The sequence below is a fragment of the Citrobacter telavivensis genome (genome assembly GCA_009363175.1).
In the GTDB taxonomy this organism is placed as follows: domain Bacteria; phylum Pseudomonadota; class Gammaproteobacteria; order Enterobacterales; family Enterobacteriaceae; genus Citrobacter_A; species Citrobacter_A telavivensis.
In genome coordinates this window covers 953,236-978,241 of sequence record CP045205.1, presented here as the reverse complement: position 1 = coordinate 978,241, position 25,006 = coordinate 953,236, and the positions used below count along the sequence as shown (strand labels likewise).

General features: G+C 56.7%; 26 protein-coding genes. 19 read left to right on the top strand and 7 right to left on the bottom strand.

What is annotated here, in order from left to right:
* The first annotated feature begins 3 nt into the window (after positions 1–3).
* Positions 4–1,002 (top strand): 2-keto-3-deoxygluconate transporter, encoded by a 999-nt coding sequence (gene kdgT / locus GBC03_06870; GenBank protein QFS69945.1) that lies wholly within the window; start codon positions 4–6, stop codon positions 1,000–1,002.
* A 17-nt stretch (positions 1,003–1,019) separates the two neighbouring features.
* Here kdgT and GBC03_06865 read toward each other — a convergent pair whose 3' ends face one another.
* Both GBC03_06865 and crfC read right to left on the bottom strand, forming a co-directional pair.
* Positions 1,020–1,910 carry a hypothetical protein gene (locus GBC03_06865; protein QFS69944.1) on the bottom strand — a complete coding sequence of 297 codons (891 nt, stop codon included), beginning with the start codon at positions 1,908–1,910 and terminating at the stop codon, positions 1,020–1,022.
* Positions 1,907–4,261, bottom strand: a complete 2,355-nt coding sequence (gene crfC / locus GBC03_06860; GenBank protein ID QFS69943.1) for a clamp-binding protein CrfC — start codon at positions 4,259–4,261, stop codon at positions 1,907–1,909. Before crfC ends, GBC03_06865 begins: the two co-directional genes overlap by 4 nt.
* A gap of 525 nt (positions 4,262–4,786) precedes the next feature.
* Here crfC and GBC03_06855 point away from each other — a divergent pair.
* The 16 genes from GBC03_06855 (at position 4,787) to phnP (ending at position 16,769) form a co-directional block, all read left to right on the top strand.
* Complete coding sequence (locus GBC03_06855) at positions 4,787–5,122, top strand: phnA family protein (protein ID QFS69942.1); 336 nt, start codon at positions 4,787–4,789, stop codon at positions 5,120–5,122.
* 81 nt (positions 5,123–5,203) lie between these two features.
* The gene (yjdN, locus tag GBC03_06850; protein QFS69941.1) at positions 5,204–5,650 is read left to right on the top strand and encodes a VOC family metalloprotein YjdN; all 447 of its coding nucleotides are present in this window, start codon (positions 5,204–5,206) and stop codon (positions 5,648–5,650) included.
* Positions 5,651–5,782: 132 nt separating this feature from the next.
* Entirely contained in the window at positions 5,783–6,571 is a 789-nt protein-coding gene (gene phnC / locus GBC03_06845) for a phosphonate ABC transporter ATP-binding protein (GenBank protein ID QFS69940.1), read from the top strand.
* A gap of 60 nt (positions 6,572–6,631) precedes the next feature.
* On the top strand, positions 6,632–7,648 hold the full coding sequence (gene phnD / locus GBC03_06840; protein QFS69939.1) for a phosphonate ABC transporter substrate-binding protein: 1,017 nt from the start codon (positions 6,632–6,634) through the stop codon (positions 7,646–7,648).
* A gap of 98 nt (positions 7,649–7,746) precedes the next feature.
* On the top strand, positions 7,747–8,526 hold the full coding sequence (phnE, locus tag GBC03_06835; GenBank protein QFS69938.1) for a phosphonate ABC transporter, permease protein PhnE: 780 nt from the start codon (positions 7,747–7,749) through the stop codon (positions 8,524–8,526).
* A 20-nt stretch (positions 8,527–8,546) separates the two neighbouring features.
* The gene (phnF, locus tag GBC03_06830) at positions 8,547–9,272 is read left to right on the top strand and encodes a phosphonate metabolism transcriptional regulator PhnF (protein QFS69937.1); all 726 of its coding nucleotides are present in this window, start codon (positions 8,547–8,549) and stop codon (positions 9,270–9,272) included.
* Positions 9,273–9,725 (top strand): phosphonate C-P lyase system protein PhnG, encoded by a 453-nt coding sequence (gene phnG, locus GBC03_06825; protein ID QFS69936.1) that lies wholly within the window; start codon positions 9,273–9,275, stop codon positions 9,723–9,725. It abuts the gene before it with no gap.
* Positions 9,722–10,306 carry a phosphonate C-P lyase system protein PhnH gene (gene phnH, locus GBC03_06820; GenBank protein ID QFS69935.1) on the top strand — a complete coding sequence of 195 codons (585 nt, stop codon included), beginning with the start codon at positions 9,722–9,724 and terminating at the stop codon, positions 10,304–10,306. Before phnG ends, phnH begins: the two co-directional genes overlap by 4 nt.
* Positions 10,306–11,373, top strand: coding sequence for a carbon-phosphorus lyase complex subunit PhnI (locus GBC03_06815; protein ID QFS69934.1), 1,068 nt, complete (start codon positions 10,306–10,308; stop codon positions 11,371–11,373). The genes phnH and GBC03_06815 overlap by 1 nt, the downstream gene beginning before the upstream one ends.
* Complete coding sequence (gene phnJ, locus GBC03_06810) at positions 11,363–12,211, top strand: alpha-D-ribose 1-methylphosphonate 5-phosphate C-P-lyase PhnJ (protein QFS69933.1); 849 nt, start codon at positions 11,363–11,365, stop codon at positions 12,209–12,211. The genes GBC03_06815 and phnJ overlap by 11 nt, the downstream gene beginning before the upstream one ends.
* Complete coding sequence (phnK, locus tag GBC03_06805; GenBank protein ID QFS69932.1) at positions 12,208–12,966, top strand: phosphonate C-P lyase system protein PhnK; 759 nt, start codon at positions 12,208–12,210, stop codon at positions 12,964–12,966. Before phnJ ends, phnK begins: the two co-directional genes overlap by 4 nt.
* A 189-nt stretch (positions 12,967–13,155) precedes the next feature.
* Positions 13,156–13,836, top strand: coding sequence for a phosphonate C-P lyase system protein PhnL (gene phnL / locus GBC03_06800; GenBank protein ID QFS69931.1), 681 nt, complete (start codon positions 13,156–13,158; stop codon positions 13,834–13,836).
* On the top strand, positions 13,833–14,969 hold the full coding sequence (phnM, locus tag GBC03_06795) for an alpha-D-ribose 1-methylphosphonate 5-triphosphate diphosphatase (GenBank protein ID QFS69930.1): 1,137 nt from the start codon (positions 13,833–13,835) through the stop codon (positions 14,967–14,969). The genes phnL and phnM overlap by 4 nt, the downstream gene beginning before the upstream one ends.
* Positions 14,970–14,971: 2 nt before the next feature.
* The gene (gene phnN / locus GBC03_06790; GenBank protein ID QFS69929.1) at positions 14,972–15,526 is read left to right on the top strand and encodes a ribose 1,5-bisphosphokinase; all 555 of its coding nucleotides are present in this window, start codon (positions 14,972–14,974) and stop codon (positions 15,524–15,526) included.
* Positions 15,513–15,947 (top strand): aminoalkylphosphonate N-acetyltransferase, encoded by a 435-nt coding sequence (gene phnO / locus GBC03_06785; GenBank protein ID QFS69928.1) that lies wholly within the window; start codon positions 15,513–15,515, stop codon positions 15,945–15,947. Before phnN ends, phnO begins: the two co-directional genes overlap by 14 nt.
* Before the next feature lie 63 nt (positions 15,948–16,010).
* Positions 16,011–16,769: a phosphonate metabolism protein PhnP gene (gene phnP / locus GBC03_06780; GenBank protein ID QFS69927.1), complete on the top strand. Its 759-nt coding sequence runs from the start codon at positions 16,011–16,013 to the stop codon at positions 16,767–16,769.
* Between the two features lie 21 nt (positions 16,770–16,790).
* Here the strand turns inward: phnP and GBC03_06775 are convergent, their stop codons facing one another.
* Positions 16,791–17,120, bottom strand: coding sequence for a hypothetical protein (locus GBC03_06775; GenBank protein ID QFS69926.1), 330 nt, complete (start codon positions 17,118–17,120; stop codon positions 16,791–16,793).
* Between the two features lie 343 nt (positions 17,121–17,463).
* On the opposite strand from GBC03_06775, the gene GBC03_06770 reads away from it, so the two are divergent.
* Together GBC03_06770 and GBC03_06765 are read left to right on the top strand one after the other, a co-directional pair.
* Positions 17,464–19,611: a formate dehydrogenase subunit alpha gene (locus GBC03_06770; protein QFS69925.1), complete on the top strand. Its 2,148-nt coding sequence runs from the start codon at positions 17,464–17,466 to the stop codon at positions 19,609–19,611.
* Between the two features lie 102 nt (positions 19,612–19,713).
* The gene (locus tag GBC03_06765) at positions 19,714–20,403 is read left to right on the top strand and encodes a hypothetical protein (GenBank protein ID QFS69924.1); all 690 of its coding nucleotides are present in this window, start codon (positions 19,714–19,716) and stop codon (positions 20,401–20,403) included.
* A gap of 112 nt (positions 20,404–20,515) precedes the next feature.
* On the opposite strand, the gene gltP is transcribed toward GBC03_06765, so the two are convergent.
* From gltP to nrfE, 4 genes are all read right to left on the bottom strand, one after another.
* Positions 20,516–21,826: a glutamate/aspartate:proton symporter GltP gene (gltP, locus tag GBC03_06760; protein QFS69923.1), complete on the bottom strand. Its 1,311-nt coding sequence runs from the start codon at positions 21,824–21,826 to the stop codon at positions 20,516–20,518.
* Between the two features lie 334 nt (positions 21,827–22,160).
* The gene (gene nrfG / locus GBC03_06755) at positions 22,161–22,781 is read right to left on the bottom strand and encodes a heme lyase NrfEFG subunit NrfG (protein QFS69922.1); all 621 of its coding nucleotides are present in this window, start codon (positions 22,779–22,781) and stop codon (positions 22,161–22,163) included.
* Complete coding sequence (nrfF, locus tag GBC03_06750) at positions 22,778–23,173, bottom strand: heme lyase NrfEFG subunit NrfF (protein QFS69921.1); 396 nt, start codon at positions 23,171–23,173, stop codon at positions 22,778–22,780. The genes nrfG and nrfF overlap by 4 nt, the downstream gene beginning before the upstream one ends.
* A 100-nt stretch (positions 23,174–23,273) precedes the next feature.
* Entirely contained in the window at positions 23,274–25,001 is a 1,728-nt protein-coding gene (gene nrfE, locus GBC03_06745; GenBank protein ID QFS69920.1) for a heme lyase NrfEFG subunit NrfE, read from the bottom strand.
* Positions 25,002–25,006: the final 5 nt, after the last annotated feature.

The following is a 25,006-nucleotide window of genomic DNA, read 5'->3' as shown; positions in this document are numbered from 1 at the left end:
TTTATGAGAATTAAAGCCACCATTGAACGCATCCCTGGTGGGATGATGTTGATTCCATTGCTGCTGGGTGCGGTTGTAAATACCCTTGCACCAAATACCGGTGCTTATTTTGGTTCCTTTACAAAAGGCATGATTACCGGCACGGTACCGATTCTTGCTGTGTGGTTTTTCTGTATTGGGGCATCGATTGATTTACGCGCTACCGGTACGGTCTTGCGTAAATCCGGCACGCTGGTGATTACCAAAATTGCCGTAGCGTGGGCAGTGGCAATGATTGCTGCATCGTTTATTCCGGATACCGGTATTCAGACCGGTTTCTTTGCCGGTCTTTCCGTACTGGCGATTGTTTCCGCGATGGATATGACCAACGGCGGTCTGTATGCCAGCCTGATGAACCAGTACGGTACGAAAGAAGAGTCTGGTGCGTTCGTCCTGATGTCTCTGGAATCCGGTCCGTTGATGACGATGGTCATTCTGGGCGCGGCGGGTCTGGGCTCCTTTGAACCCCATCACTTTATCGGCGCAGTGCTGCCGTTCCTGGTCGGCTTCACGCTGGGCAACCTTGACCACGATCTGCGTGCGTTCTTCAGCAAAGCGACGCCGGTACTGATTCCGTTCTTCGGCTTTGCATTGGGTAACACCATCAACCTGGGCGTGATTGTTGATACGGGTCTGCTGGGTATCCTGCTGGGTGTGGCGGTCATTATCATCACCGGTATTCCGCTGATTATTGCTGACCGCGTGATCGGTGGCGGTAATGGTACTGCGGGTGTCGCGGCGTCCTCTGCGGCAGGTGCCGCCGTCGCCAACCCGGTGATCATCGCGCAAATCAACCCGGCGTTTGAACCGGTCGCCGCCTCCGCAACGGCGCTGGTCGCCGCAAGCGTAGTGGTCACGGCGATTCTGGTGCCAATTATTACGGCGCTCTACGCCAAACGCTTCGCCAGGCTTCCGGCACCAGCGACGGTGGAAGAAACGACAGCGGAATCCGCAAACCACTAATCATCACCCCTCTCCTCTCAGCGCATGAGGGGAGAGGGTGGAAACACCTCTTCAACCATCGCATCCACCAGTCGTTTTGCCGAACAGAGTCGCGGCATACCCAGCGCAACCGTCTGCCAGCGCTGCGTCACAGACCAGCACACCGGATGTTTATCCGCCTCACACCAGTCTCCCAGCCAGCTCAGCATGTCGCTGTAGTCGCCTGAACCGGTGGTCGCGGTGGTATTTAGCCACTGGTGATAGTAGTGACGCGTCGTGGGTGCGGCATTGATACTGTGGGCCAGATAGTTTGTCGCCATCGCCCGGAGATTATCTTTCAGCATCGCCGCCACGTCCGGATTCGCCAGACGGCAGGCATCGCCAAACGGTCCCCAGCGCAACTCTTCCAGCGCAATAAAACAGCGCCCCGGTAACGACCACCCCTCATACGCGCCCGCCAGCCAGCGGGTAAACACCTGCTCGCTGTGTTCCCCGGCCTGGACCGTAAGACCACGCTGGCTCAGCGCCTTCTCCTTCCAGGCGCTGCGCTGGCGAAACCATTCGCTCAGCGAAGTAAGCTGTTGAGCCAGTCCAGGGATAGACGGCCCGCGAGAGAGGTCAGTCTGTTGTAAAACATGCAGTCGTGCAGAGATTCGCGTCAGCGCCAGATGCCCCGGATCGAGCATGCCCGCCAGTTTTTCCACCAGCTTCAGGCGCATCATTAGATGTTCACTGAACATTCCGGCCATGGCCCACGCCCGCAACTGCGTCCGGGAGAGGATCTCCAGCGTCAGGCGTTCGCGAAACTGCTGCTGTTGCAGCGTGCCGCCTGCCCGTTTCGGTTCTTCTCCCTGAACCAGATCGACCATAAACTTCGGGTGGATACATTCCAGCGTCCGTCCGGGGCCTTCCAGTAACGCGTTTGTCATGTGTGTTCGGCCGCAAAAAGGGTTTGAATGTCGTCACGGAGCAGACGGGAGTCTTCATAAATCCAGGCGGAGGCGGCAATACTGTGCTGCAACTGCTGACTCAGACTCTGGACAGCCGATTCATTTTGCTGACGAACCAGCAAACTCTCACGCAGGCTCTCCTGCAATCCCGCCAGGCACAATGAGAAATCGGCAAAAAATGTTGCCATACCTGCCGTAACTGAAACATCGACCTGCGCGGCTAAAGCTTTACGAATTTGTTGGCAGAAATGGCTGACGTACTCCACCAGACTTTGGTGCAGCGCGTTGATATCAATCAGATAGCGCGTCTTCGCTTCAACATAGTCATTCCAGCGCCAGTTCGGCTGATTCAGCCAGCGGGAGAACGTCTCACGCACCCCGCCCACCCGGGGTTCGTCGCTTTCGACGTGGTCCTGCTGGGCAATCGCGTCGCTGAACAACTGCCGCGTCGTGAAGTTAAACATGGCGGCGTGAAAGGCCGGGAAGCTTATCCTGGGACTGAATCCCGCATGACTCAACTCCGCTTTCACCCGCATTTCGATGGGGCGCATCGCCTCATTCAGCGAACGGCTGAGGGTCACTTCCAGTTGTTCAAAACGTATTCCCAGGTCACGGCTGATGTTTTCCTGCGCCGCCAGCAGGACGCCCTCACAGGCGGCACGCAGCTTACTGAGGATCACCTGCGCCTGCGCTTCGTCGTGCAGCACCAGCATCTCTGCGTCAAACTCCGCCTGCGGTAGCGGCGACCAGCTATCGCCACGCGACAGTTTCAGTATCTGCTCGCGGCTGAAAAAGGTCTCGATACTGCGCAAGATCGTGGCCTGCTGCTGGTTGAGAAAGCCGTTGGCCGACGTCAGCGCCAGCCCGACCTCATGGTGGACTTCATCGCTGACGCTGTCCTGACTCACCTTCAACTGCTGCATGTCCTCTTCCAGACGCACGATATTTTGTTGCAGCGTGTCAAAAGCCACCGTCAGACAGTGATAGCGGAAATCCAGATATTCGCGGGCGCTGTGGGCGTAATTCAGCAATTTATGCGAGGCGGAGCGCAATGCATACAGCGATGCATTGGCATAAGCGGCATGAATTAAGGTCCGGATCGGCTGTTCAAACAGCGAATCTTCCCACAACAAATCCGCGGCGTGGCGAAGGTGTTCAATATCATCGAGGTCGGCGCTTCGCCAGCGCCGCCCGAGCGCCGCTTCGGCAAAGTCCTGCACCCAACGCTGCTCCTCGTGATCCGGCAGATGACCGCGGCTTGCCAGTTCATGACGCGCCCGGTTGGCCAGATATCCCCACATCGAAGAGACCGGATAAATCTGCGCCGGGTTAATACAGCCCTTCATCAGGGTGCCGGAAATCAGCGCCCTCACCTGCTCTTCGTCATCGCTGTTGCGATCTTTCTGGTCAAATTTATTCACCAGCGCATACAGCGGCACCGATTTTCCGACCGCGGCGATGGCCTGGCGGACCTCTTCATCGGAAATCGATTTCAGCTGTGTATAGTCCATCACCGCCAGCACGGCGGAGGCACGGGCCAGTTGCTCATTGAGCATTTTTTGCAGGTGCGGCTGCCCGGCTTCGTTTGGCCCCGGCGTATCCAGTAACGTCAGTTGACCAGGATAGTTCTCCAGCCCCGCCAGGTGTACAAATTCCACCTCAATCACTGGAATATGTTCAATAGCCGCATAGGCAGAAAAAGGAAAATCGACCTCCAGCGCTTTCGATAAGCGCACCAAATCGTTGAGGCTTTTCAGACAGTGAAAGATCGGCTGCGCGCCGAGATAGTGGCGCTCAAACGCTTCCCCTCTTTCGATGCGCTGCATGAGACCATTCATGTCTTTATCAATTTCCAGCACCTGAGTCAGACTCTGCCGATCGCAAGCATGCATGCTCTCCTGGAGGGTCTTCATCAGCGCCTCGATGGGCGCAACGTGGGAAAAATGCAGCACCGGTTCTTTCTGACCGGGTGTATGGCGGATCAGCGTCGGCAATGCCGTCATCGGACGATTGCGATTGGGCAGTACTTCCGTCCCGACAATGGCATTGATCGTTGTCGATTTTCCCGCTTTCATGGTACCGACGATCGCCAGCACCATTTCCAGTCGCGAGATTTTTCGCAACTCATTGTTCAGCGTGGCCTGCTGGGTTTCGATCCCACGGGCGCTAAAATGCATGGGCTGAACGTTAAGGTCGTCCTCTCTCTTTAATGAGGAAGCGCCCTCCAGCGTTGCCGTTGGCATTTTTTTTACCGTTTTAAGATGTTCTAAAGAGAGCATCAGCAAGCGTTCCGCTTCCTGGCTCAATTCATATATTGTCTGTGTGTACATAAAAAATGTTTCCTTAACGCAAATTTTATTGCTTTTATTTAGCCGTTTCATTTTATTAGTGAATATTCGGCTTTAATAATTACGTATGGAAAAGGATTTATTAATTAATTTACTGATATTATTGAAATTATTATTTTAATTACTGTCTTTTGAATGACGCTCAGTGACGTAAAGAAGTAAAAAAGCGTAGTTCAGTTTTATAAAAAACCAGACCAGTTTAGGTTAATTTCACCTACCAAAAATAAGGGGTAAAGCGCTGAAAGAACCCAGACTGAAAATCGACCAGCCAATTATTTAGGATATTTCTCGCCACCTTATCTCAAATAACAAACGGTAGCAATTTCCCTTAAAAATATTACCTCGATTTTTTGGCCTGGCCGTCCGGTTACGGTCACAGTTCGGCATTTACGTTAAAAACAGAGTAGTCCCGACAACGTTAAGGATTTTGTGTATAATTGCGTCCTTTTTCGGCAATCTGCCATTTTTTGGGCGCTTTTGCCCTTGCTGACTTTTGAGGAAATCGACATGTCATTACCCCACTGCCCACAATGCAACTCCGAATACACTTACGAAGATAACGGCATGTACATCTGCCCGGAATGTGCCCACGAATGGAACGATGCGGAATCGGCGCATGAAGACGATTCGCTGATTGTGAAAGATGCCAACGGTAATCTGCTGGCTGACGGCGACAGCGTCACCGTGGTGAAGGATCTGAAAGTGAAAGGCAGCTCCTCGATGCTGAAAATCGGTACGAAAGTAAAAAACATTCGTCTGGTGGAAGGCGACCACAACATCGATTGCAAAATTGATGGATTTGGCCCGATGAAACTGAAATCAGAGTTCGTGAAAAAGAACTGATTTTAATTGCCCGGTGGCGCTTCGCTTACCGGGCCCGGGGTAACTACACTTAAGTGGCTTCTCTTACCTGAGGTAAAGATTATGCCGTTAAGTCCCTACATCTCTTTTGCCGGAAACTGTGCTGACGCCATCGCGTATTATCAAAAGACGTTGGGTGCAGAACTCCTTTATAAAATCAGCTTCGGTGAAATGCCCAAATCGGCGCAGGACAGCGAAGACGGTTGCCCGTCCGCAATGACATTCCCCGATACCGCTATCGCCCATGCCAACCTGCGTATCGCCAATAGCGACATCATGATGAGTGATGCCATTTCATCGGACAACGCCCACTATTCGGGATTCACGCTGGTCCTCGACACGCAAAATGTCGACGAAGGGAAGCGCTGGTTTGACCATCTCGCCGCTGAGGGTCAAATCGAAATGGACTGGCAGGAAACCTTCTGGGCACATGGCTTTGGCAAAGTCAGCGATCGCTACGGTATACCGTGGATGATCAATGTCGTCAAACAACCCCAGCCAACCGAGTAACACAGCGGGAGGCGTGCCTCCCGTCTTGTCATCAAACTCACCTTAACTCTTCATCGGCAAGTCACGTCCCCTTAACCCAAACGTCATATTGATCCGCCACGATGGGGCCACTTTTTATAGAGAGGCCGCATCATGGAAACGATCATTCGCGTCGAGAAACTCTCCAAAACGTTTAATCAGCATCAGGCGCTGCATGCGGTTGATCTGAACATCGGTTCCGGTGAGATGGTGGCTCTGCTTGGGCCGTCAGGCTCCGGCAAATCCACCCTTTTACGTCATCTGAGCGGATTGATCACCGGCGATAAATCGCCAGGTAGCCGCGTCGAACTGCTCGGTCGCACCGTTCAGCATGAAGGCCGACTGGCGCGCGATATCCGCAAGAGCCGCGCGCATACCGGTTACATCTTCCAACAATTCAATCTGGTGAATCGCCTGACGGTGCTGGAGAACGTGCTGATTGGCGCGCTCGGCAGTACGCCGTTCTGGCGCACCTGTTTTAGCTGGTTTAGCGCAGAGCAGAAACAGCGCGCGCTTCAGGCACTGACCCGCGTCGGGATGGCGCATTTTGCGCACCAGCGCGTCTCAACGCTCTCCGGCGGCCAGCAGCAGCGCGTGGCAATCGCCCGGGCGCTGATGCAACAGGCCAAAGTGATCCTCGCCGACGAACCAATTGCCTCACTGGACCCGGAATCGGCGCGCATCGTGATGGACACTTTGCGCGACATCAACCAGACCGACGGCATTACCGTCGTCGTCACGCTGCATCAGGTGGATTACGCCCTGCGCTACTGCGAACGCATTGTCGCACTGCGTCAGGGACACGTCTTCTATGACGGCAGCAGCCAGCTCTTTGATAACGAAAGATTTGATCATCTCTACCGCAGCATGAACCGCGTCGAACAGAACGCACAGGCTGCTTAATTCAAAAAGCCCAGGCTGGCAGGTGAAATAGCCTGGAACAATGCTAAATAAGGATGATAGATGAGCTATAAAACGGTAGCCGCGCTGGCGTTCACCAGCATGTTCAGCCTCAGTACTCTGCTCAGTCCCGCCTTTGCTGAAGAGCAGGAAAAAGCGTTGAACTTTGGCATTATTTCGACCGAATCACAGCAAAACCTGAAACCCCAATGGGACCCGTTCCTGAAGGACATGGAGAAGACGCTGGGCGTAAAAGTGAACGCCTTCTTCGCGCCGGACTATGCCGGGATCATCCAGGGTATGCGCTTTAATAAAGTCGATATCGCCTGGTACGGCAACCTCTCGGCAATGGAAGCCGTGGATCGCGCCAACGGCCAGGTCTTCGCCCAGACCGTCGCCGCCGATGGATCTCCGGGTTACTGGAGCGTGCTGATCGTGAACAAGGACAGCCCGATCAACAACCTCGACGAACTGATCGCCAAACGCAAAGATCTCACCTTCGGTAACGGCGATCCTAACTCCACCTCCGGTTATCTCGTCCCGGGTTATTACGTCTTCGCAAAAAACAACATCGCCGCCAGCGACTTCAAACGCACCGTCAACGCCGGTCATGAAACCAATGCCCTCGCGGTCGCTAACAAACAGGTAGACGTTGCCACTAACAATACCGAGAACCTCGATAAGCTGAAAACCTCCGCGCCGGACAAGCTGAAAGAACTGAAGGTTATCTGGAAGTCGCCGCTGATCCCGGGCGATCCGATCGTCTGGCGTAAGAACCTCTCAGAAACCACCAAGGACAAGGTGTACGGCTTCTTCATGAACTACGGCAAAACAGCGGAAGAAAAAACCGTGCTGGAACGTCTGGGCTGGGCACCGTTCCGTGCCTCCAGCGACCTGCAACTGGTACCGATTCGCCAGCTCGCGCTGTTTAAAGAGATGCAGAGCGTGCAGGACAACAAAGGACTGAACGCTGAAGAGAAAACCAGTAAATCTTCCGCGATTAAAGCGCAACTGGACGATCTTGACCGTCTGACCGCCGCGCTCAGCGCCATGACCAGCGTGAACAAAGCGGTGCAGTAATGCTATGCCCGGTGGCGCTGTGCTTACCGGGCCTACGTTCCACCTGTAGGCCGGATAAGCGTAGCGTCATCCGGCAATGACAGACCACGGAGAACTTCATGCAAACCATCACCGTCCCACCTCCGAAACGTAGCTGGTTCTCGCTCGTGAGTTGGGCCATTCTGCTCGCCGTGCTGGTCGTGTCGTGGAAAGGCGCCGAAATGGCCCCGCTCACGCTGATTCAGGACTCCGGCAACATGGCGACCTTCGCCGCCGATTTCTTCCCGCCGGACTTCAGCCAGTGGCGGGACTACCTCGGCGAAATGGCAGTAACCCTGCAAATCGCCGTCTGGGGCACCGCGCTGGCCGTGATCCTCTCTATTCCCTTCGGCCTGATGTGCGCCGACAACCTCGTGCCCTGGTGGATCTACCAGCCAATGCGAAGGGCGATGGACGCCTGCCGCGCCATCAACGAAATGGTGTTTGCCATGCTGTTCGTGGTCGCCGTCGGTCTCGGTCCCTTTGCTGGCGTCATGGCGCTGTTTATCCACACCACCGGCGTACTTTCCAAACTGTTGTCCGAAGCGGTGGAAGCCATTGAACCCGGTCCGGTTGAAGGCATTCGCGCCACCGGTGCCAACAAAATCGAAGAGATTCTTTACGGCGTGCTGCCCCAGGTGATGCCGCTGCTGATCTCCTACTCGCTGTACCGCTTTGAATCTAACGTCCGCTCGGCAACCGTGGTGGGGATGGTGGGCGCAGGCGGCATTGGCGTCACGTTGTGGGAGGCGATTCGCGGTTTCCAGTTCCAGCAAACCTGCGCCCTGATGGTGTTGATCATCGTCACCGTCAGCCTGCTGGATTTTCTCTCCCAGCGTTTACGTAAGCACTTTATCTGATTAGCGAGGCATTGATTGCTATGCACTTGTCTACACATCCGACCAGTTATCCGACGCGTTATCAGGAGATTGCCGCGAGACTTGAGCAGGAGCTACGCCAACACTACCGCTGCGGCGATTACCTGCCCGCCGAGCATCAGCTTGCCGCGCATTATGAGGTTAACCGTCACACCCTGCGCCGCGCCATCGACCAGTTGGTTGAGCGCGGCTGGGTACAGCGTCGTCAGGGCGTTGGCGTGCTGGTACTGATGCGCCCGTTCGATTATCCGCTTAACGCCCAGGCACGCTTCAGTCAAAACCTGTTGGATCAGGGAAGCCATCCCACCAGCGAAAAACTGCTGGCGGTGCTGCGCCCGGCTTCCCGTCACGTTGCCGATGCGCTCAGCACGCAGGAGGGCACTAACGTCATCCACCTGCGCACCCTGCGACGGGTGAACGGCATTGCCCTGTGTCTGATTGACCATTACTTTTCCGACCTCACCCTCTGGCCGCTGTTGCAGGGCTTTAATCACGGCTCGCTGCACGACTACTTGCGCGAGCAGTCCGGCCTCACGCTCAAGCGCACACAGACACGCATCAGCGCCCGCCGTGCGCAGGCGAAAGAGAGCAAGGTCCTGGAAATCCCCAATATGGCGCCGCTGCTCTGCGTGCGCACCCTGAACCACCGTGAAGGCGAAGAACGCGCGATGGAGTACTCCGTCAGCCTGACCCGCGCCGACATGATCGAATTCACTATGGAGCACTGAATGCATTTCGATACCGCCACCCGCCAGCGCTGGATGCGCGCGCTGGCTTTCAGCAAGGCCGATGCCCTGAATGCGCGGCTCCAGGCGTTAAAGCTGGCACCGGAATATGAGCTGATTCGCGCCCCGGAAACCGGGCTGATGCAAATTCAGGCGCGCATGGGCGGCACCGGCAACCGCTTCTTTGCCGGAGACACCACGCTGACCCGCGCAGTAGTACGCCTGAAAAGCGGCACGCTGGGCTACAGCTACCTGCTGGGACGCAACAAACATCACGCCGAGCAGTGCGCCGTCATCGACGCCTTACTGCAGGAACAGACGCATTTCCAGAACCTGATGGAAACCTTAATTAGCCCGCTGGAGGCAGAACGCGAGGCGGAAATTACCGCACGTCGCGCCGAAGTCAACGCCAGCCGGGTCGACTTCTTTACGCTGGTACGCGGAGATAACGAATGACCCTACAGACCGCCTTTACCCTGCCCGTCCAGGACGCCCAACAAAGCTTTCGCCGCCTGCTGAAAGCGATGAGCGAACCGGGGGTGATTGTTGCCCTGCATCAACTGAAACACGGCTGGCAGCCGTTGAATCTGGCAACCACCAGCGTTCTGCTGACGCTGGTCGATGGCGATACGCCGGTCTGGCTATCGCCTGCGCTTAATAATGACATCGCCAGCCAGAACCTGCGTTTTCACACCAACGCGCCGATGGTCGAACAGCCGCAACTGGCAACCTTTGCCGTGGCCGACGAGCAGATCAGCAGCGAACAGCTTAATGCCCTCTCCGCCGGTTCTGCCGTCGCGCCGGAATCCAGCGCCACGCTGATCGTGCAGGTCTCCAGCCTGAGCGGCGGGCGGATGTTGCGTCTGACCGGCGCAGGTATCGCCGAAGAGCGGATGATCGCGCCGCAGTTGCCAGAGTGCCTGATTCACGAACTCACCGAGCGCCCGCATCCGTTCCCGCTGGGCGTCGATCTTATCCTCACCTGTGGCGAACGGCTGCTGGCCATTCCGCGAACCACCCATGTGGAGGTGTGCTGATGTACGTAGCCGTCAAGGGGGGCGAGAAGGCAATAGCCAATGCCCATGCGTTACAGGAGCACCGACGCCGGGGCGACGATGCGGTTGTCGAACTGAGCGTGGCGCAGATCGAACAGCAGATGAATCTGGCTGTCGACAGGGTAATGACCGAAGGCGGTATTGCCGATCGCGAACTGGCGGCGCTGGCGCTCAAGCAGGCCAGCGGCGATAACGTCGAAGCCATCTTTCTGCTGCGCGCCTATCGCACTACGCTGGCGAAGCTGGCGGTGAGTGAGCCACTGAACAGCGCGGAAATGCGCCTGGAACGCCGTATCTCCGCCGTCTATAAAGATATTCCGGGTGGACAGCTGTTAGGGCCAACCTATGACTACACCCATCGTCTGCTCGATTTTACGCTGCTGGCGAATGGCGAAACGCCACCGTTGCGGACCGCAGAGAGTACACAGGAAGCCGCCCCGCACGTCTTTTCGCTGTTGGCGAATCAGGGGCTGGCGAAGCCCGAAGAAGATAACGGCATCGCGCCGGATGACATCACCCGCACGCCGCCGGTTTATCCCTGCTCCCGCGCCTCGCGCCTGCAACAGCTGATGCGCGGCGATGAGGGCTATCTGCTGGCGCTGGCCTACTCTACCCAGCGCGGCTACGGGCGCAATCACCCGTTCGCGGCCGAGATCCGCAGCGGTTACGTTGCGCTGGAAACGGTGCCGGAAGAGCTGGGATTTGCGGTCAACGTTGGCGAACTGCTGATGACCGAATGCGAAATGGTCAACGGCTTTGTCGCCCCGGAACACGACGTGCCCCACTTTACTCGCGGCTACGGGCTGGTGTTCGGCATGAGCGAACGCAAAGCGATGGCAATGGCGCTGGTGGACAGAGCCCTACAGGCACCCGACTACGATGAAACGGTCACGGGACCAGCACAGGACGAAGAGTTCGTGCTGGCGCATGCGGATAACGTCGAGGCGGCGGGTTTTGTTTCGCACCTCAAACTCCCCCACTACGTCGATTTCCAGGCCGAGCTGGAACTGCTCAAACGCCTGCAACAGGAGGCCGCCCGTGACCACTAACCTCTCCGGCTACAACTTTGCTTATCTGGATGAGCAGACTAAACGCATGATCCGCCGCGCGATCCTCAAAGCGGTGGCGATCCCAGGCTATCAGGTGCCGTTCGGTGGTCGCGAAATGCCGATGCCCTACGGCTGGGGAACCGGCGGGATCCAGATTACCGCCAGTGTGATTGGCGAACCGGATGTGCTGAAGGTTATCGATCAGGGCGCGGATGACACCACCAACGCCGTATCGATCCGCAACTTCTTCAAACGCGTCACCGGCGTTAATACCACCGAACGCACGGAAGACGCCACGCTTATCCAGACCCGTCACCGGATCCCGGAAACGCCGCTGGGAGAAGATCAGATCATTATCTTCCAGGTGCCGATCCCCGAACCGCTGCGTTTTATCGAGCCGCGCGAAACAGAAACCCGCACCATGCATGCGCTGGAGGAGTACGGGATCATGCAGGTAAAACTGTATGAAGATATCGCCCGCTTCGGCCACATCGCGACCACCTACGCCTACCCGGTGAAGGTGAATGGCCGCTATGTGATGGACCCGTCGCCAATCCCGAAATTCGATAACCCGAAGATGGACATGATGCCCGCCCTCCAGCTGTTTGGCGCGGGACGCGAAAAACGGATCTACGCCGTGCCGCCGTATACCCGCGTGGAAAGCCTCGACTTCGACGATCATCCGTTCACCGTGCAGACCTGGGATGAGCCCTGCGCCATCTGCGGTTCAACACACAGTTATCTTGACGAAGTGGTGCTCGATGACACCGGCAAACGGATGTTTGTCTGCTCCGACACCGACTACTGCCGCCAACAGAGCGAGGCACTCAGCCAATGACGCAACCGCTGCTTTCGGTTAATAACCTGACCCATCTCTACGCGCCGGGCAAAGGCTTCAGCGAGGTCTCTTTTGACCTGTGGCCTGGCGAAGTGCTGGGCATTGTCGGCGAGTCCGGTTCAGGTAAAACCACCCTGCTGAAATCCATTTCCTCACGCCTGACGCCGCAGTCGGGCGAGATTCAGTACCAGAACCGTTCGCTCTACGCCATGAGCGAGGCCGACCGTCGTCGCCTGCTGCGCACCGAATGGGGCGTGGTGCATCAGCATCCGCTGGACGGTCTGCGTCGTCAGGTCTCTGCGGGCGGCAATATCGGCGAACGCCTGATGGCGACCGGTGCGCGCCACTACGGCGAGATCCGCGCCACGGCGCAGCGCTGGCTGGAAGAGGTCGAAATTCCGGCCTCACGTATCGACGACCTGCCGACCACCTTTTCCGGCGGCATGCAGCAACGTCTGCAGATCGCCCGCAACCTCGTCACGCATCCGAAGCTGGTGTTTATGGATGAACCGACCGGCGGCCTGGACGTCTCCGTACAGGCGAAGCTACTGGACCTGCTGCGCGGCCTGGTGGTGGAACTGGATCTGGCGGTGGTGATTGTCACCCACGATTTAGGCGTGGCGCGCCTGCTGGCAGACCGTCTGCTGGTGATGAAACAGGGTCAGGTGGTGGAAAGTGGATTAACCGACCGCGTGCTCGACGATCCGCACCACCCTTATACCCAACTGCTGGTGTCGTCAGTTTTACAGAATTGATGTCGCTGCTGTGCCGGATGACGACGCTAACGCGTCTTATCCGGCCTACAGAACCGCGCTTACCCGACCTACGGTACATGTAGGCCGGATAAGGCAAAGCCGCCATCCGGCTACGAAACGTGTAGGCCGGATAAGGCAAAGCCGCCATCCGGCGATCGGACATCCGGCAAAAAGAACGAAGAGGCCAACATGATTCGCGTAGAAAATGTCAGCAAGACTTTTGTGCTCCACCAGCAAAACGGCGTGCGCCTGCCGGTGCTGCAAAACGCCTCGCTGGAGGTAAAAAACGGTGAATGCGTCGTGCTGCATGGCCATTCCGGCAGCGGGAAATCGACACTGCTCCGTTCGCTGTATGCCAACTACCTGCCCGATGAAGGACACATCCATATTCGCCATCGCGACGAATGGGTGGATCTGGTGCAGGCCCCGGCGCGCAAAGTGCTGGAAGTACGCCGCGCCACGATCGGCTGGGTGAGCCAGTTTCTGCGGGTGATCCCGCGGATCTCCGCGCTGGATGTCGTCATGCAGCCGCTGCTGGATCTCGGCGTGCCGCGCGAGGCGTGCGCCGCCAAAGCCGCAAACCTGCTGACGCGCCTGAACGTGCCGGAACGCCTGTGGCACCTTGCCCCGTCAACTTTTTCCGGCGGTGAACAACAGCGCGTCAACATTGCGCGCGGTTTTATCGTCGATTACCCGATTTTGTTACTCGACGAACCGACCGCATCGCTCGATGCCAAAAACAGTGCCGCCGTGGTGGCGCTGATTGAAGAGGCAAAAGCGCGCGGCGCGGCCATTGTCGGCATTTTTCACGATCAAACTGTGCGCGACCGCGTAGCGGATCGTTTGCACCTGATGGGAACAACACCATGATTATCAACAATGTAAAGCTGGTGCTGGAAGATGAAGTGGTGCAGGGATCGCTGGAAATGCAGGAGGGTGTGATTCGCGCGTTTGCGCAAAGTCAGAGCCGTCTTCCACAGGCGCTCGACGGTGAAGGCGGCTGGCTGCTGCCGGGACTGATTGAGCTTCACACCGACAATCTCGACAAATTCTTCACCCCCCGCCCGAAGGTGGACTGGCCCGCCCATTCGGCGATGAGCAGCCACGACGCGCTGATGGTCGCCAGCGGTATCACCACCGTGCTAGACGCGGTAGCGATTGGCGATGTCCGCGACGGCGGCGATCGTCTGGAAAACCTGGAGAAAATGATCAACGCCGTGGAGGAGACGCAAAAGCGTGGGGTGAACCGCGCCGAACACCGCCTGCATCTGCGCTGCGAACTGCCGCACCACACCACGTTACCGCTGTTCGAGAAACTGGTGGGTCGTGAACCGGTCACGCTGGTTTCGCTGATGGATCACTCGCCGGGCCAGCGCCAGTTCGCCAACCGCGAGAAGTACCGTGAGTATTATCAGGGCAAGTATTCGCTGACCGATGAACAGATGGCGCGTTACGAAGAGGAACAGCTTCAGCTTGCCGCACGCTGGTCACAGCCCAACCGGACGGCCATCGCGAAGTTGTGCCATGAGCGCAACATTGCGCTGGCGAGCCACGATGACGCCACCGCCGGACATGTGCTTGAATCACATCAGCTTGGCAGCGTGATCGCCGAATTTCCCACCACCTTTGAAGCTGCAGAAGCCTCACGCCAGCACGGCATGAACGTGCTGATGGGCGCGCCGAACATCGTGCGCGGCGGTTCTCACTCCGGCAACGTCGCGGCGCATACGCTGGCGGAGTTGGGCCTGCTGGATATTCTCTCGTCGGATTACTACCCTGCCAGCCTGCTGGATGCGGCGTTTCGCGTCGCGGACGACGCGGCCAACCGCTTCACCCTGCCGCAGGCGATCCGCCTGGTCACCGCCAACCCGGCACGGGCGCTCAGTCTCAGCGATCGCGGCACGATCGCCGAAGGGAAACGCGCCGATCTGGTACTGGCGCACCGCAAGGGCGATCACATCCACATCGACCACGTCTGGCGTCAGGGAAAGAGGGTGTTCTGAGTATGGGAAAACTGATCTGGCTGATGGGGCCGTCCGGCTCCGGAAAGGACAGTTTGCTGACGGCACTCCGTCAGCAGGAACATGCGCAACTGCTGGTGGCGCATCGTTACATCACCCGCGCGGCGAACGCCGGGAGCGAGAATCATGTTGCCCTGAGCGAACAGGAGTTTTTCACCCGCGCCGGGCATAACCTGCTGGCGTTAAGCTGGCATGCTAACGGCTTTTACTATGGCGTCGGCGTGGAGATCGACCTCTGGCTCAACGGCGGCTTCGACGTGGTGGTCAACGGCTCCCGGGCGCATCTTCCCCAGGCGCAGGCGCGCTACGGTACGGCGCTGCTGCCGGTCTGTTTGCAGGTCTCCCCCACGATTTTGCGCCAGCGTTTACAGGCGCGCGGGCGGGAAAGCGAAACGGAGATCGCCGCGCGTCTCGAACGCGCCGCCCGCTATGCCCCGTTTGACTGCCATACGTTGAATAACGACGGCAGTTTGCACCAGTCCGTCGATACACTGTTAACGTTAATGGGACGCAAGGAGCCACGCCATGTCTGCCTGTGAACTTCGTCGCGCCACGGCACAAGACACCGAGGCCGTGTACGCGCTCATCTGCGAACTGAAACAAACCACGTTTGATTACCCGGCCTTTCGCGCCGGATTCACCGCCAATTTGCAGGATGCCCGATTGCGCTATCAGTTGGCGCTGCTTGACGGTGAGGCGGTTGGGTTGATTGGCCTGCATTTGCAGTATCATTTACATCACGCCAACTGGATTGGCGAGATTCAGGAGCTGGTGGTGATGCCGCAGGCGCGGAGTCTGAAAATCGGCAGCCAGTTGTTGGCATGGGCGGAACAGAAAGCCCGCGAGGCGGGAGCGGAGATGACGGAGCTGTCCACCAGCGTGAAGCGCCATAACGCCCACCGTTTTTATCTGCGCGAAGGCTACGAACAGAGCCATTTTCGCTTCACAAAAGCATTGTGAGGTACGTAGCCCGGATAAGACGCTCGCGTCGCCATCCGGCACGATACGACAAGGGGAGTCACGATGAGCCTGACCATTACGCTGAGCGGCACGGGCGGCGCGCAAGGGGTGCCGGCGTATGGCTGCGACTGCGCCGCCTGTCGTCGCGCACGCTTGCAGGAACAGTATCGCCGACGCCCGTGTAGCGGCGTGGTCAAATTCAACGATGCGGTGACGCTGCTGGATGCGGGCATACCGCACCTGATGGACGACTGGCCGGCGGGCAGTTTCCGACAGTTTTTACTCACCCACTACCACATGGATCATGTACAGGGATTGTTTCCGCTGCGCTGGGGCGTTGGTGCGTCTATCCCGGTGTATGGCCCGCCGGACGAACAGGGTTGCGACGATCTGTTTAAGCACCCCGGCATTCTGGACTTTAGCTACACCGTCGAGCCGTTTGTGGTGTTTGAGTTACAGGGATTACAGGTCACACCGCTGCCGCTGAATCACTCAAAGCTGACGTTGGGTTATCTTCTGGAGACGGCGCACAGCCGCGTGGCGTGGCTATCCGACACCGCCGGACTGCCCGATAAAACGCTCACCTTTCTGCTCAACAATCAGCCGCAGGTTATCGTCATCGACTGTAGCCATGCGCCGAGTCCGGAACCCCCGCGCAACCACGGTGATTTAACCACGGTGATGGCGATGAATGAGGTGATCCACTGCCCGCAGGTGATCCTCACCCATATTAGCCACCAGTTCGACGTCTGGCTGATGGATAACCCGCTCCCGGACGGATTTGAAGCGGGCTATGACGGAATGCAGATTGTGGTGGATTAGGGCATTTTGTGCACGACTGCGTTAACGTTCGTCGTCCTCTTCCATTCGACGCTCTTCATCTTCCAGTTGGCGGCGCTCGCGATCGAGCAGGCGCTGGCGTTCATCCAGTTGACGACGTCTGTCCTCAAACTGACGGCGACGGTCGTCATACTGCCTGCGGCGATCGTCGCTCATTTCATTCTGCCACCTGTCGTCACGCGAATCCTCGTAGTCCCGCCCGCTGTCAGGCTTATAGGCATCGTTGATCGCCTGCTGAATGTTGCCGATGGCATCATCAATAATATCGGCCTGCGCCGGCACGGTAGCCAGCGACAGCAGGCTGAATAAAAAGAGCGTCGGAGTGCGTTTCATAAAACCAGCCTCAAAAGGGGACGTTTTCTACGTTAGTCAACGCAACCTGATGCAACCAGAGGAGGAATCTCAAATTCAGTCTGGGTCAGCAGCGTCCCTCCATGGGTGTACCGGGTTCAAAGCCTTAGCCAGCCAACACGACTCTGCCGCTGCGCGGGGTCGATATGTTGTCATTCACGGGAAATCGTCACGTCAAATATGACGACAGCCTGCTTTTCGTCAGGGTTTTGACCAAAAAATACCCGTAATATCAGGGAAAGTCCCCAATTAAAATGTGGCATAAAAGATGCATACTCAGGGCGACAAGCGTGTATGCGCGATTTGATTAACTGGAGCGAAACCGATGAAAAAAGTCGTCACGGTTTGCCCGTATTGCGCATCAGGTTGCAAGATAAACCTGGTGGTCGATAACGGCAAAATCGTCCGGGCTGAGGCGGCGCAGGGGAAAACCAATCAGGGTACTCTGTGTCTGAAGGGCTATTACGGCTGGGATTTCATTAACGATACCCAGATCCTGACCCCGCGCCTGAAAACCCCTATGATTCGTCGCCAGCGTGGCGGCAAACTGGAATCTGTTTCCTGGGATGAAGCGCTGAACTACGTCGCCGAGCGCCTGAGCGCCATCAAAGCGAAATACGGCCCTGATGCCATCCAGACGACCGGCTCGTCTCGTGGTACCGGGAATGAAACCAACTACATCATGCAAAAATTTGCGCGCGCCGTTATTGGTACCAATAACGTTGACTGCTGCGCTCGCGTCTGACACGGCCCATCGGTTGCAGGTCTGCACCAGTCGGTCGGTAACGGCGCAATGAGTAATGCAATTAACGAAATTGATAACACCGATTTAGTGTTTATCTTCGGCTACAACCCGGCGGATTCCCACCCTATTGTGGCGAATCACGTGATTAACGCTAAACGTAACGGGGCGAAAATTATCGTCTGCGATCCGCGCAAAATTGAAACCGCGCGCATTGCCGACATGCACATCGCATTGCGAAACGGCTCGAATATCGCGCTATTGAACGCAATGGGTCATGTCATTATTGAAGAAAGCCTCTACGACCAGGCGTTTGTGGCCTCGCGTACGGAAGGCTTTGAAGAGTACCGCAAGATTGTCGAAGGCTATACGCCGGAGTCCGTTGAGGAGATAACCGGCGTCAGCGCGAGTGAAATTCGCCAGGCGGCGCGGATGTATGCCGGGGCGAAAAACGCGACCATCCTGTGGGGCATGGGTGTAACCCAGTTCTATCAGGGCGTGGAAACCGTGCGTTCACTGACCAGCCTCGCGATGCTGACCGGCAACCTCGGTAAGCCCAGCGTGGGCGTTAACCCGGTACGTGGTCAGAACAACGTTCAGGGCGCGTGCGATATGGGTGCGCTGCCGGATACCTATCCGGGCTATCAGTATGTGAAAGAACCGGCCAACCGCGAGAAATTCGCCAAAGCCTGGGGCGTGGACAGTCTGCCTGCGCACACCGGCTATCGCATCAGCGAGCTGCCGCACCGTGCGGCGCATGGCGAAGTGCGTGCGGCATACATCATGGGTGAAGATCCGCTGCAAACCGATGCGGAACTCTCTGCGGTGCGCAAAGGCTTTGAGGATCTGGAGCTGGTCATCGTGCAGGACATCTTTATGACCAAAACCGCCTCGGCGGCGGATGTTATTTTACCGTCGACGTCATGGGGTGAGCATGAAGGGGTATTTACCGCGGCTGACCGTGGCTTCCAGCGCTTCTTTAAAGCCGTTGAGCCGAAGTGGGATCTGAAAACCGACTGGCAAATCATCAGTGAAATTGCCACACGGATGGGGTATCCGATGCACTACAACAACACCCAGGAGATCTGGGATGAGTTGCGTCATCTGTGCCCGGATTTCTACGGTGCCACTTACGAGAAGATGGGCGAACTGGGGTATATCCAGTGGCCTTGCCGTGACACGTCGGACGCCGATCAGGGGACGTCTTACCTCTTTAAAGAGAAGTTTGATACCCCGAACGGCATGGCACAGTTCTTCACCTGCGACTGGGTGGCGCCTATCGATAAACTCACCGAAGAGTACCCGATGGTACTGTCAACGGTGCGTGAAGTCGGTCACTACTCCTGTCGTTCGATGACCGGTAACTGTGCGGCCCTGGCCGCGCTGGCAGACGAACCGGGCTATGCGCAAATCAACGCGGCCGACGCGGCGCGTCTGGGCATTGAAGATGAAGCGCTGGTCTGGGTTCACTCGCGCAAAGGCAAAATCATCACCCGCGCACAGGTCAGCGAACGCCCGAACAAAGGGGCGATTTATATGACCTACCAGTGGTGGATTGGCGCCTGTAACGAGTTGGTGACGGAGAACTTAAGCCCGATTACCAAAACGCCGGAGTACAAGTATTGCGCCGTGCGTGTGGAGCCGATTGCCGATCAATCCGCCGCCGAGCAGTACGTGATTGATGAGTACAACAAGCTGAAGGCCCGCCTGCGCGAAACCGCAATGGGTTAACCACAACGTTGATGCATCTCAACAGCCTCCTCCTGGAGGCTGTTTTTTTATCCATACGATCTCTTTATACTGTCCATTCCGTACCCTAATTAAAACTTAATAATGAAACCACTTCTTGCATTGATGTTATTGATGACATTCTTTGCCCGTGCTGCCGATCCTGAGCCTGGAAGCCAGTATTTGCAGGCCGCAGAGGCAGGTGACAAACGCGCGCAATATTACCTTGCTGACAGCTGGTTTAGCTTCGGCGATTTGAGCAAAGCCGAGTACTGGGCACAGAAATCTGCGGACAATGGCGATGCGGATGCTTGTGCGCTGCTGGCGCAAATTAAAATCACTAACCCGGTCAGTCTGGATTATCCGGAAGCGAAAATGCTGGCGGAAAAGGCTGCCCAGGCGGGCAGTAAAGCGGGTGAAATTACGCTGGCGCGAATTCTGGTCAATACTCAGGCCGGTAGACCCGATTACCCCAAAGCCATTTCCCTGCTGCAAAACGCTTCTGAAAATCTGGAGAGCGATGTTGCTGTAGACGCGCAGATGTTGCTCGGTCTGATTTACGCCAACGGCGTCGGGATTCAGGCCGATGATGATAAAGCGACCTGGTACTTCAAGCGCAGTTCCGCCATCTCTCGTACCGGATATTCCGAATACTGGGCGGGAATGATTTTTCTGAACGGCGAACAGGGCTTTATTGAGAAGAATAAACAGAAGGCGCTGCACTGGTTAAATCTGAGCTGTAGCGAAGGGTTTGATACCGGCTGCGAAGAGTTTGATAAGTTAACCAATGGGTGAATCAGATTGCCGGATGGCGGATTGCCTGATGACGACGCTCACGCGTCTTATCAGGCCTACAAAGGATGTGTAGGCCTGATAAGCGAAGCGCCATCAGGCAATCCGCTAACCGTTACTGAGCGGTTTTATCGAATTTGCCCAGTACTTCGCGCTCATACGCCAGCGCTTTTTTGCGGTCAAACTTGTGTTCCCATTTGGCGATAACCAGCACCGCCAGCGCATTCCCCACCACGTTCAGCGCCGTACGCGCCATGTCGAGAATACGATCCACACCCGCGATAAAGGCCAGGCCTTCCAATGGAATGCCTACGCTACCAAGCGTTGCCAGCAGTACCACGAAGGAGACGCCCGGTACGCCGGCAATCCCTTTCGATGTCACCATCAGCGTCAGCACCAGCACGATTTCCTGCCACAGTGACAGGTCGATACCGTACAACTGCGCGATGAAGATCGCGGCAATACTCTGGTACAGGGTCGAACCATCGAGGTTGAACGAGTAACCGGTCGGCACCACAAAACTGGTGATCGAGGCCGGCGCGCCATAGGCTTCCATCTTCTCGATAATCCGCGGCAAAACGCTTTCGGAGCTGGCGGTAGAGTACGCCAGAATCAACTCGTCTTTCAGAATGCGGATCAGGATCCAGATGCTCAGCCCGCAAATGCGCGCGACAATACCCAGCACCACCAGCGCGAAGAACAGGATCGCGAAATGAACCAACAGTACCAGCTTCGCCAGCGGCCACAGTGAGGCAAAACCGAAGTTCGCCACGGTCACGGCAATCAGCGCGAATACCCCGATCGGCGCATAGCGCATCACCATGTGCGTCACTTTAAACATGGTTTCGGAAATGGAACGGAACACCGTCACCAGCGGCTCACGATGCGTTGCCGGCAGTGAGGAAAGCCCCAAACCAAACAGCACCGAGAAAAAGATAATAGGCAGCATGTCGCCCTTCGCCATCGAGGCGACGATGTTCGTCGGGACCAGCGACAGAATCGTGCCCATCAGGCCATGCGCGTGGCTCTGCACTTCTGCCGTCGTGTTCTGGTATTTCGAAATGTCCACGGTCGCCAGTTGCGACATATCAATGCCGGACCCCGGCTGAAACACATTCGCCAGCGTAATCCCGAGGATAATGGCGATGGTCGTGATCACTTCGAAATAGAGAATAGTTTTCGCGCCGATACGTCCCAGCTGTTTCGCATCGCCGACACCGGCAATGCCGACAACCAGCGTAGAGATCACAATCGGCACAACGATCATTTTAATCAGATGGATAAAGATATCCCCTGCCGGAGAGAGCAGGTTTGCAATCAGCCACTCGCGGCTATCGCTGTGATAATGCAGATAACTGCCGAGTAAAATGCCCAGCACCATGGCAATCAGGATCTGCCAGGCCAGGCTGAGTTTAAAACTTTTCATAACGACGGACTTCCTCAATGGAGCGCCATTCCGGTAAAAAAAACAGGAATGGTTACATACTGAAAGGGTATGAATTGTGTTGCGTTGGTTTGTAGAGTTTTTTAACGCGCATAATCAGTACCATTTGCAGGGCATCTTACGCAACCCTTTAAGAACAGGGCTTTTCGCTGAAATAATGCATAATAACGCGAATTTATCGGGATTGAGTTGCATAACCATTTGTTATGGAAAGATTTTTAAATCTGCATTTTTGAATTATAACTTTCAGGAATTATTTTGACCGCGAGGTTCATTTGCCTGTTTTTTAAACAGATAAATGACGCAAATCACAAAATTATTTCTGCCGATTCTGTAACAATTTCGCCATATTAATCGACTCTATCAGTTGTACACGATTCACCCGCGGCGAATTTAAATCCAGCACTTTTTGCCACTGCAAAATCGCCTGTTTGTAATCCGCCTGCATAAATGCATCCGACGCCAGCAGCATTAATGCGGTGACTTCCGAAGCATCCAGCGCCAGCGCCTTGTCAATCATCTCGCGAGACGCCGGCGTCATGTGCTGCCCGGCCTGGTAGTAGAGCACGGTCGCCAGCGCCGAATAGATCTCCGCATTCTCTCCACGGCTACGCAGCGCCTGACGATAAGCCAGTAGCGCATTATCGTAATCATTACGCCACAGATAATACTCGCCGAGCAGCGCCCACTTTTCGCTGTCCTGCGGGTTGGCGCGAATCTGTTTTTGCAGGGCTAACAACTGGGCTTCCGGCGTCGATGTTTCAGCAAATTCATGCAGCGGATCGGCCAGTCGTCGTTGTTCGTCACGCACGGCCTGCCATTTTGGTGACAGCAGATAACCACTGAAACAAACGATGACCATCAGCGCAACGGCCAGCGCCAGCCACTTCAGCGGCAGCGGACGAAAAGGTGCGTCTGAACGTTCGGGCAGACTCATGGCTCGTCCTCCTCTTTACGTTGACGCGTACTGACCCGCCAGAGCACCCCGCCCACCAGCAGCAACAGCAGGCACGGAAGCGCCCACAGCAGCATGGTCTGTCCATTGAGCGGCGGGTTATAGCGGACAAAATCACCATACCGTTCGGTCATCCAGGCGGTGATTTCGGCTTCATTTTTCCCTTCTGCCACCATCGTATAGACCTGATGACGCATGCTGACGGCAACCGGCGCATTGGATTCCAGCAAGTTTTGGTTCTGACACTGCGGGCAGCGTAGCTGGCTGGCGATCGACAGCGCCTTTTCCTGCTGCTGCGGGTTATCAAAAGCCCAGGTATCCACCACCTGAGCATGAGCGGAAAAGGAGATAACCAACAGTAAGATAAACGCCATGAGAGTGCCTGATGACGCTGTGCCTATCAGGCCTGCGCAGCGCTTAAATCGTAGGCCGGATAAGGCGTGTGCGCCGCCATCCGGCACATTGCAGATAAGACTACGCATCGCGCTTTCTCCCACGCCAGCCGCTGAGCAGCGCCCCGGCAATCATCAACAGCCCGCCGCCCCAGATCCAGCGCACACCGCTCTGCACGTACAGGCGCATGGCATAACGCTCCTCGCCGGTTTTTTCGCCCATCACCGCATACCAGTCGTGAAGCAGATCCCAGCGGATGCCAGGCTCCATCATCTGCTGGCGGCGGGCGGAATAAAAGCGCCGCTCGGGCGTCAGGCTACCTATCCGTTTGTCACCCTGCCACAGCGTAATAAGCGCCTTTTCGGTGGTGTAGTTCCCTTTCGCGGCCAGCTCCAGCCGTTCAAAACGGAAGGTGTAACCTGCCAGTTCAACCTGCTGACCCGGGCTCAGGTTGAGGCTTATCTCCTGGCGACTGCCGCTGGAGAAGAGAATCCCCGCGGCAAAAACCAGCACGCCAGCGTGCGCCAGCAGCGCCGGACGCTGGCGGCGTACAGACCCCTTCCGGCTTCTGACCATCGAAATAGCGATCGCTACCAGCATCAACAGCCCAAACGGTAAGGTAGCACGGTTAAAATACGGTGCGCCCACGGAGAGTCGTCCCCAACCCAGCAGGCCATAAATCATCGGGTAGAGTGTACCAATCAGCACAATCAGCAGCACCGCGCAAAAGAGCAGCAGCGCTGCCAGAATCAACATCTCGCGCGACCATACGCCTAAACGGACTGTCTGTTGACTGGCTCGCGCCCGCCAGCCGTACAAGCCGAGCGAGACCAGACTCAGAATGGCAAAGAGGGCAAACAGCGGTACAGCGCGCACATTATCCAGCGCAAAGGCGTGTACAGAAACAAGAATGCCGGAGCGGACTATCAGCGTTCCCAGCAAAGAGAGGATCAGCGTGACGATCGCCAGCAGCAGCGACCAGTGGCGGAAATGGCCGCGTTCGCGCGACACAGACAGGCTGTGCAGCAGCGCACTGGCGGAAAGCCAGGGTAATAAAGAGGCGTTTTCCACCGGGTCCCAGAACCACCAGCCGCCCCACCCCAGTTCGCAATACGCCCACCAGGAACCGAGAATGATACCGAGCGTCAGCGCGCACCAGCCGGGTAGCGCCCAGCGCCAGCATACCCAGGCCGTCATCTTCGTGAAATCGCCATGCAGCAGGGACGCCAGCGCCACACCGGTGGCGACCATCAAACCACCGTAGCCGAGATACAGCAGCGGCGGATGCAGGATCAGCCCCAGATGTTGCAGCATCGGGTTGAGATCGCGTCCTTCTATTGCCGGCGGAAAAATGCGGACAAACGGATCGGACCAGAACACGATGAACAGCAGCAGAAAGGCGACGATCGCGCAGAGCACGCCGAGCGTCAGCGGGAACAGGGGATCCGATTCGCGGCGATAACGCCAGGCAAACAGCGCGCTCCAGCCGGACAGGAAGAGTACCCACAACAACAGCGACCCTTCGTGACCACCCCATACCGCCGCCAGTTTGAGTCCCCACGACAACAGGCTGTGGCTGTGTTGTGCCACATAGAGAACCGAGAAGTCGCTGGTCAGAAAGCAGAATACCAGAATCGAAAAGGCGAGCAGCAGGCACGCAAATTGCGCCCAGACGCCTGCGCTCGCCAGACGCATTACGCCCTGCCAGCGCAGGCGTTCACCTGCCAGTACGGCAAGCGGGGTCAACACGTTGACCCCGAGACTGAATAGCAGCGCCAGAAAACCGGCTTCAGGAAGGAGTACGTCCAGAAATC

Bases quoted from the DNA above. Each gene is read 5' to 3' on its own strand.
- kdgT (QFS69945.1), top strand. From the start codon at position 4: ATGAGAATTAAAGCCACCATTGAACGCATCCCTGGTGGGATGATGTTG.
- GBC03_06865 (QFS69944.1), bottom strand. From the start codon at position 1,910: ATGACAAACGCGTTACTGGAAGGCCCCGGACGGACGCTGGAATGTATC.
- crfC (QFS69943.1), bottom strand. From the start codon at position 4,261: ATGTACACACAGACAATATATGAATTGAGCCAGGAAGCGGAACGCTTG.
- GBC03_06855 (QFS69942.1), top strand. From the start codon at position 4,787: ATGTCATTACCCCACTGCCCACAATGCAACTCCGAATACACTTACGAA.
- yjdN (QFS69941.1), top strand. From the start codon at position 5,204: ATGCCGTTAAGTCCCTACATCTCTTTTGCCGGAAACTGTGCTGACGCC.
- phnC (QFS69940.1), top strand. From the start codon at position 5,783: ATGGAAACGATCATTCGCGTCGAGAAACTCTCCAAAACGTTTAATCAG.
- phnD (QFS69939.1), top strand. From the start codon at position 6,632: ATGAGCTATAAAACGGTAGCCGCGCTGGCGTTCACCAGCATGTTCAGC.
- phnE (QFS69938.1), top strand. From the start codon at position 7,747: ATGCAAACCATCACCGTCCCACCTCCGAAACGTAGCTGGTTCTCGCTC.
- phnF (QFS69937.1), top strand. From the start codon at position 8,547: ATGCACTTGTCTACACATCCGACCAGTTATCCGACGCGTTATCAGGAG.
- phnG (QFS69936.1), top strand. From the start codon at position 9,273: ATGCATTTCGATACCGCCACCCGCCAGCGCTGGATGCGCGCGCTGGCT.
- phnH (QFS69935.1), top strand. From the start codon at position 9,722: ATGACCCTACAGACCGCCTTTACCCTGCCCGTCCAGGACGCCCAACAA.
- GBC03_06815 (QFS69934.1), top strand. From the start codon at position 10,306: ATGTACGTAGCCGTCAAGGGGGGCGAGAAGGCAATAGCCAATGCCCAT.
- phnK (QFS69932.1), top strand. From the start codon at position 12,208: ATGACGCAACCGCTGCTTTCGGTTAATAACCTGACCCATCTCTACGCG.
- phnL (QFS69931.1), top strand. From the start codon at position 13,156: ATGATTCGCGTAGAAAATGTCAGCAAGACTTTTGTGCTCCACCAGCAA.
- phnM (QFS69930.1), top strand. From the start codon at position 13,833: ATGATTATCAACAATGTAAAGCTGGTGCTGGAAGATGAAGTGGTGCAG.
- phnN (QFS69929.1), top strand. From the start codon at position 14,972: ATGGGAAAACTGATCTGGCTGATGGGGCCGTCCGGCTCCGGAAAGGAC.
- phnO (QFS69928.1), top strand. From the start codon at position 15,513: ATGTCTGCCTGTGAACTTCGTCGCGCCACGGCACAAGACACCGAGGCC.
- phnP (QFS69927.1), top strand. From the start codon at position 16,011: ATGAGCCTGACCATTACGCTGAGCGGCACGGGCGGCGCGCAAGGGGTG.
- GBC03_06775 (QFS69926.1), bottom strand. From the start codon at position 17,120: ATGAAACGCACTCCGACGCTCTTTTTATTCAGCCTGCTGTCGCTGGCT.
- GBC03_06765 (QFS69924.1), top strand. From the start codon at position 19,714: ATGAAACCACTTCTTGCATTGATGTTATTGATGACATTCTTTGCCCGT.
- gltP (QFS69923.1), bottom strand. From the start codon at position 21,826: ATGAAAAGTTTTAAACTCAGCCTGGCCTGGCAGATCCTGATTGCCATG.
- nrfG (QFS69922.1), bottom strand. From the start codon at position 22,781: ATGAGTCTGCCCGAACGTTCAGACGCACCTTTTCGTCCGCTGCCGCTG.
- nrfF (QFS69921.1), bottom strand. From the start codon at position 23,173: ATGGCGTTTATCTTACTGTTGGTTATCTCCTTTTCCGCTCATGCTCAG.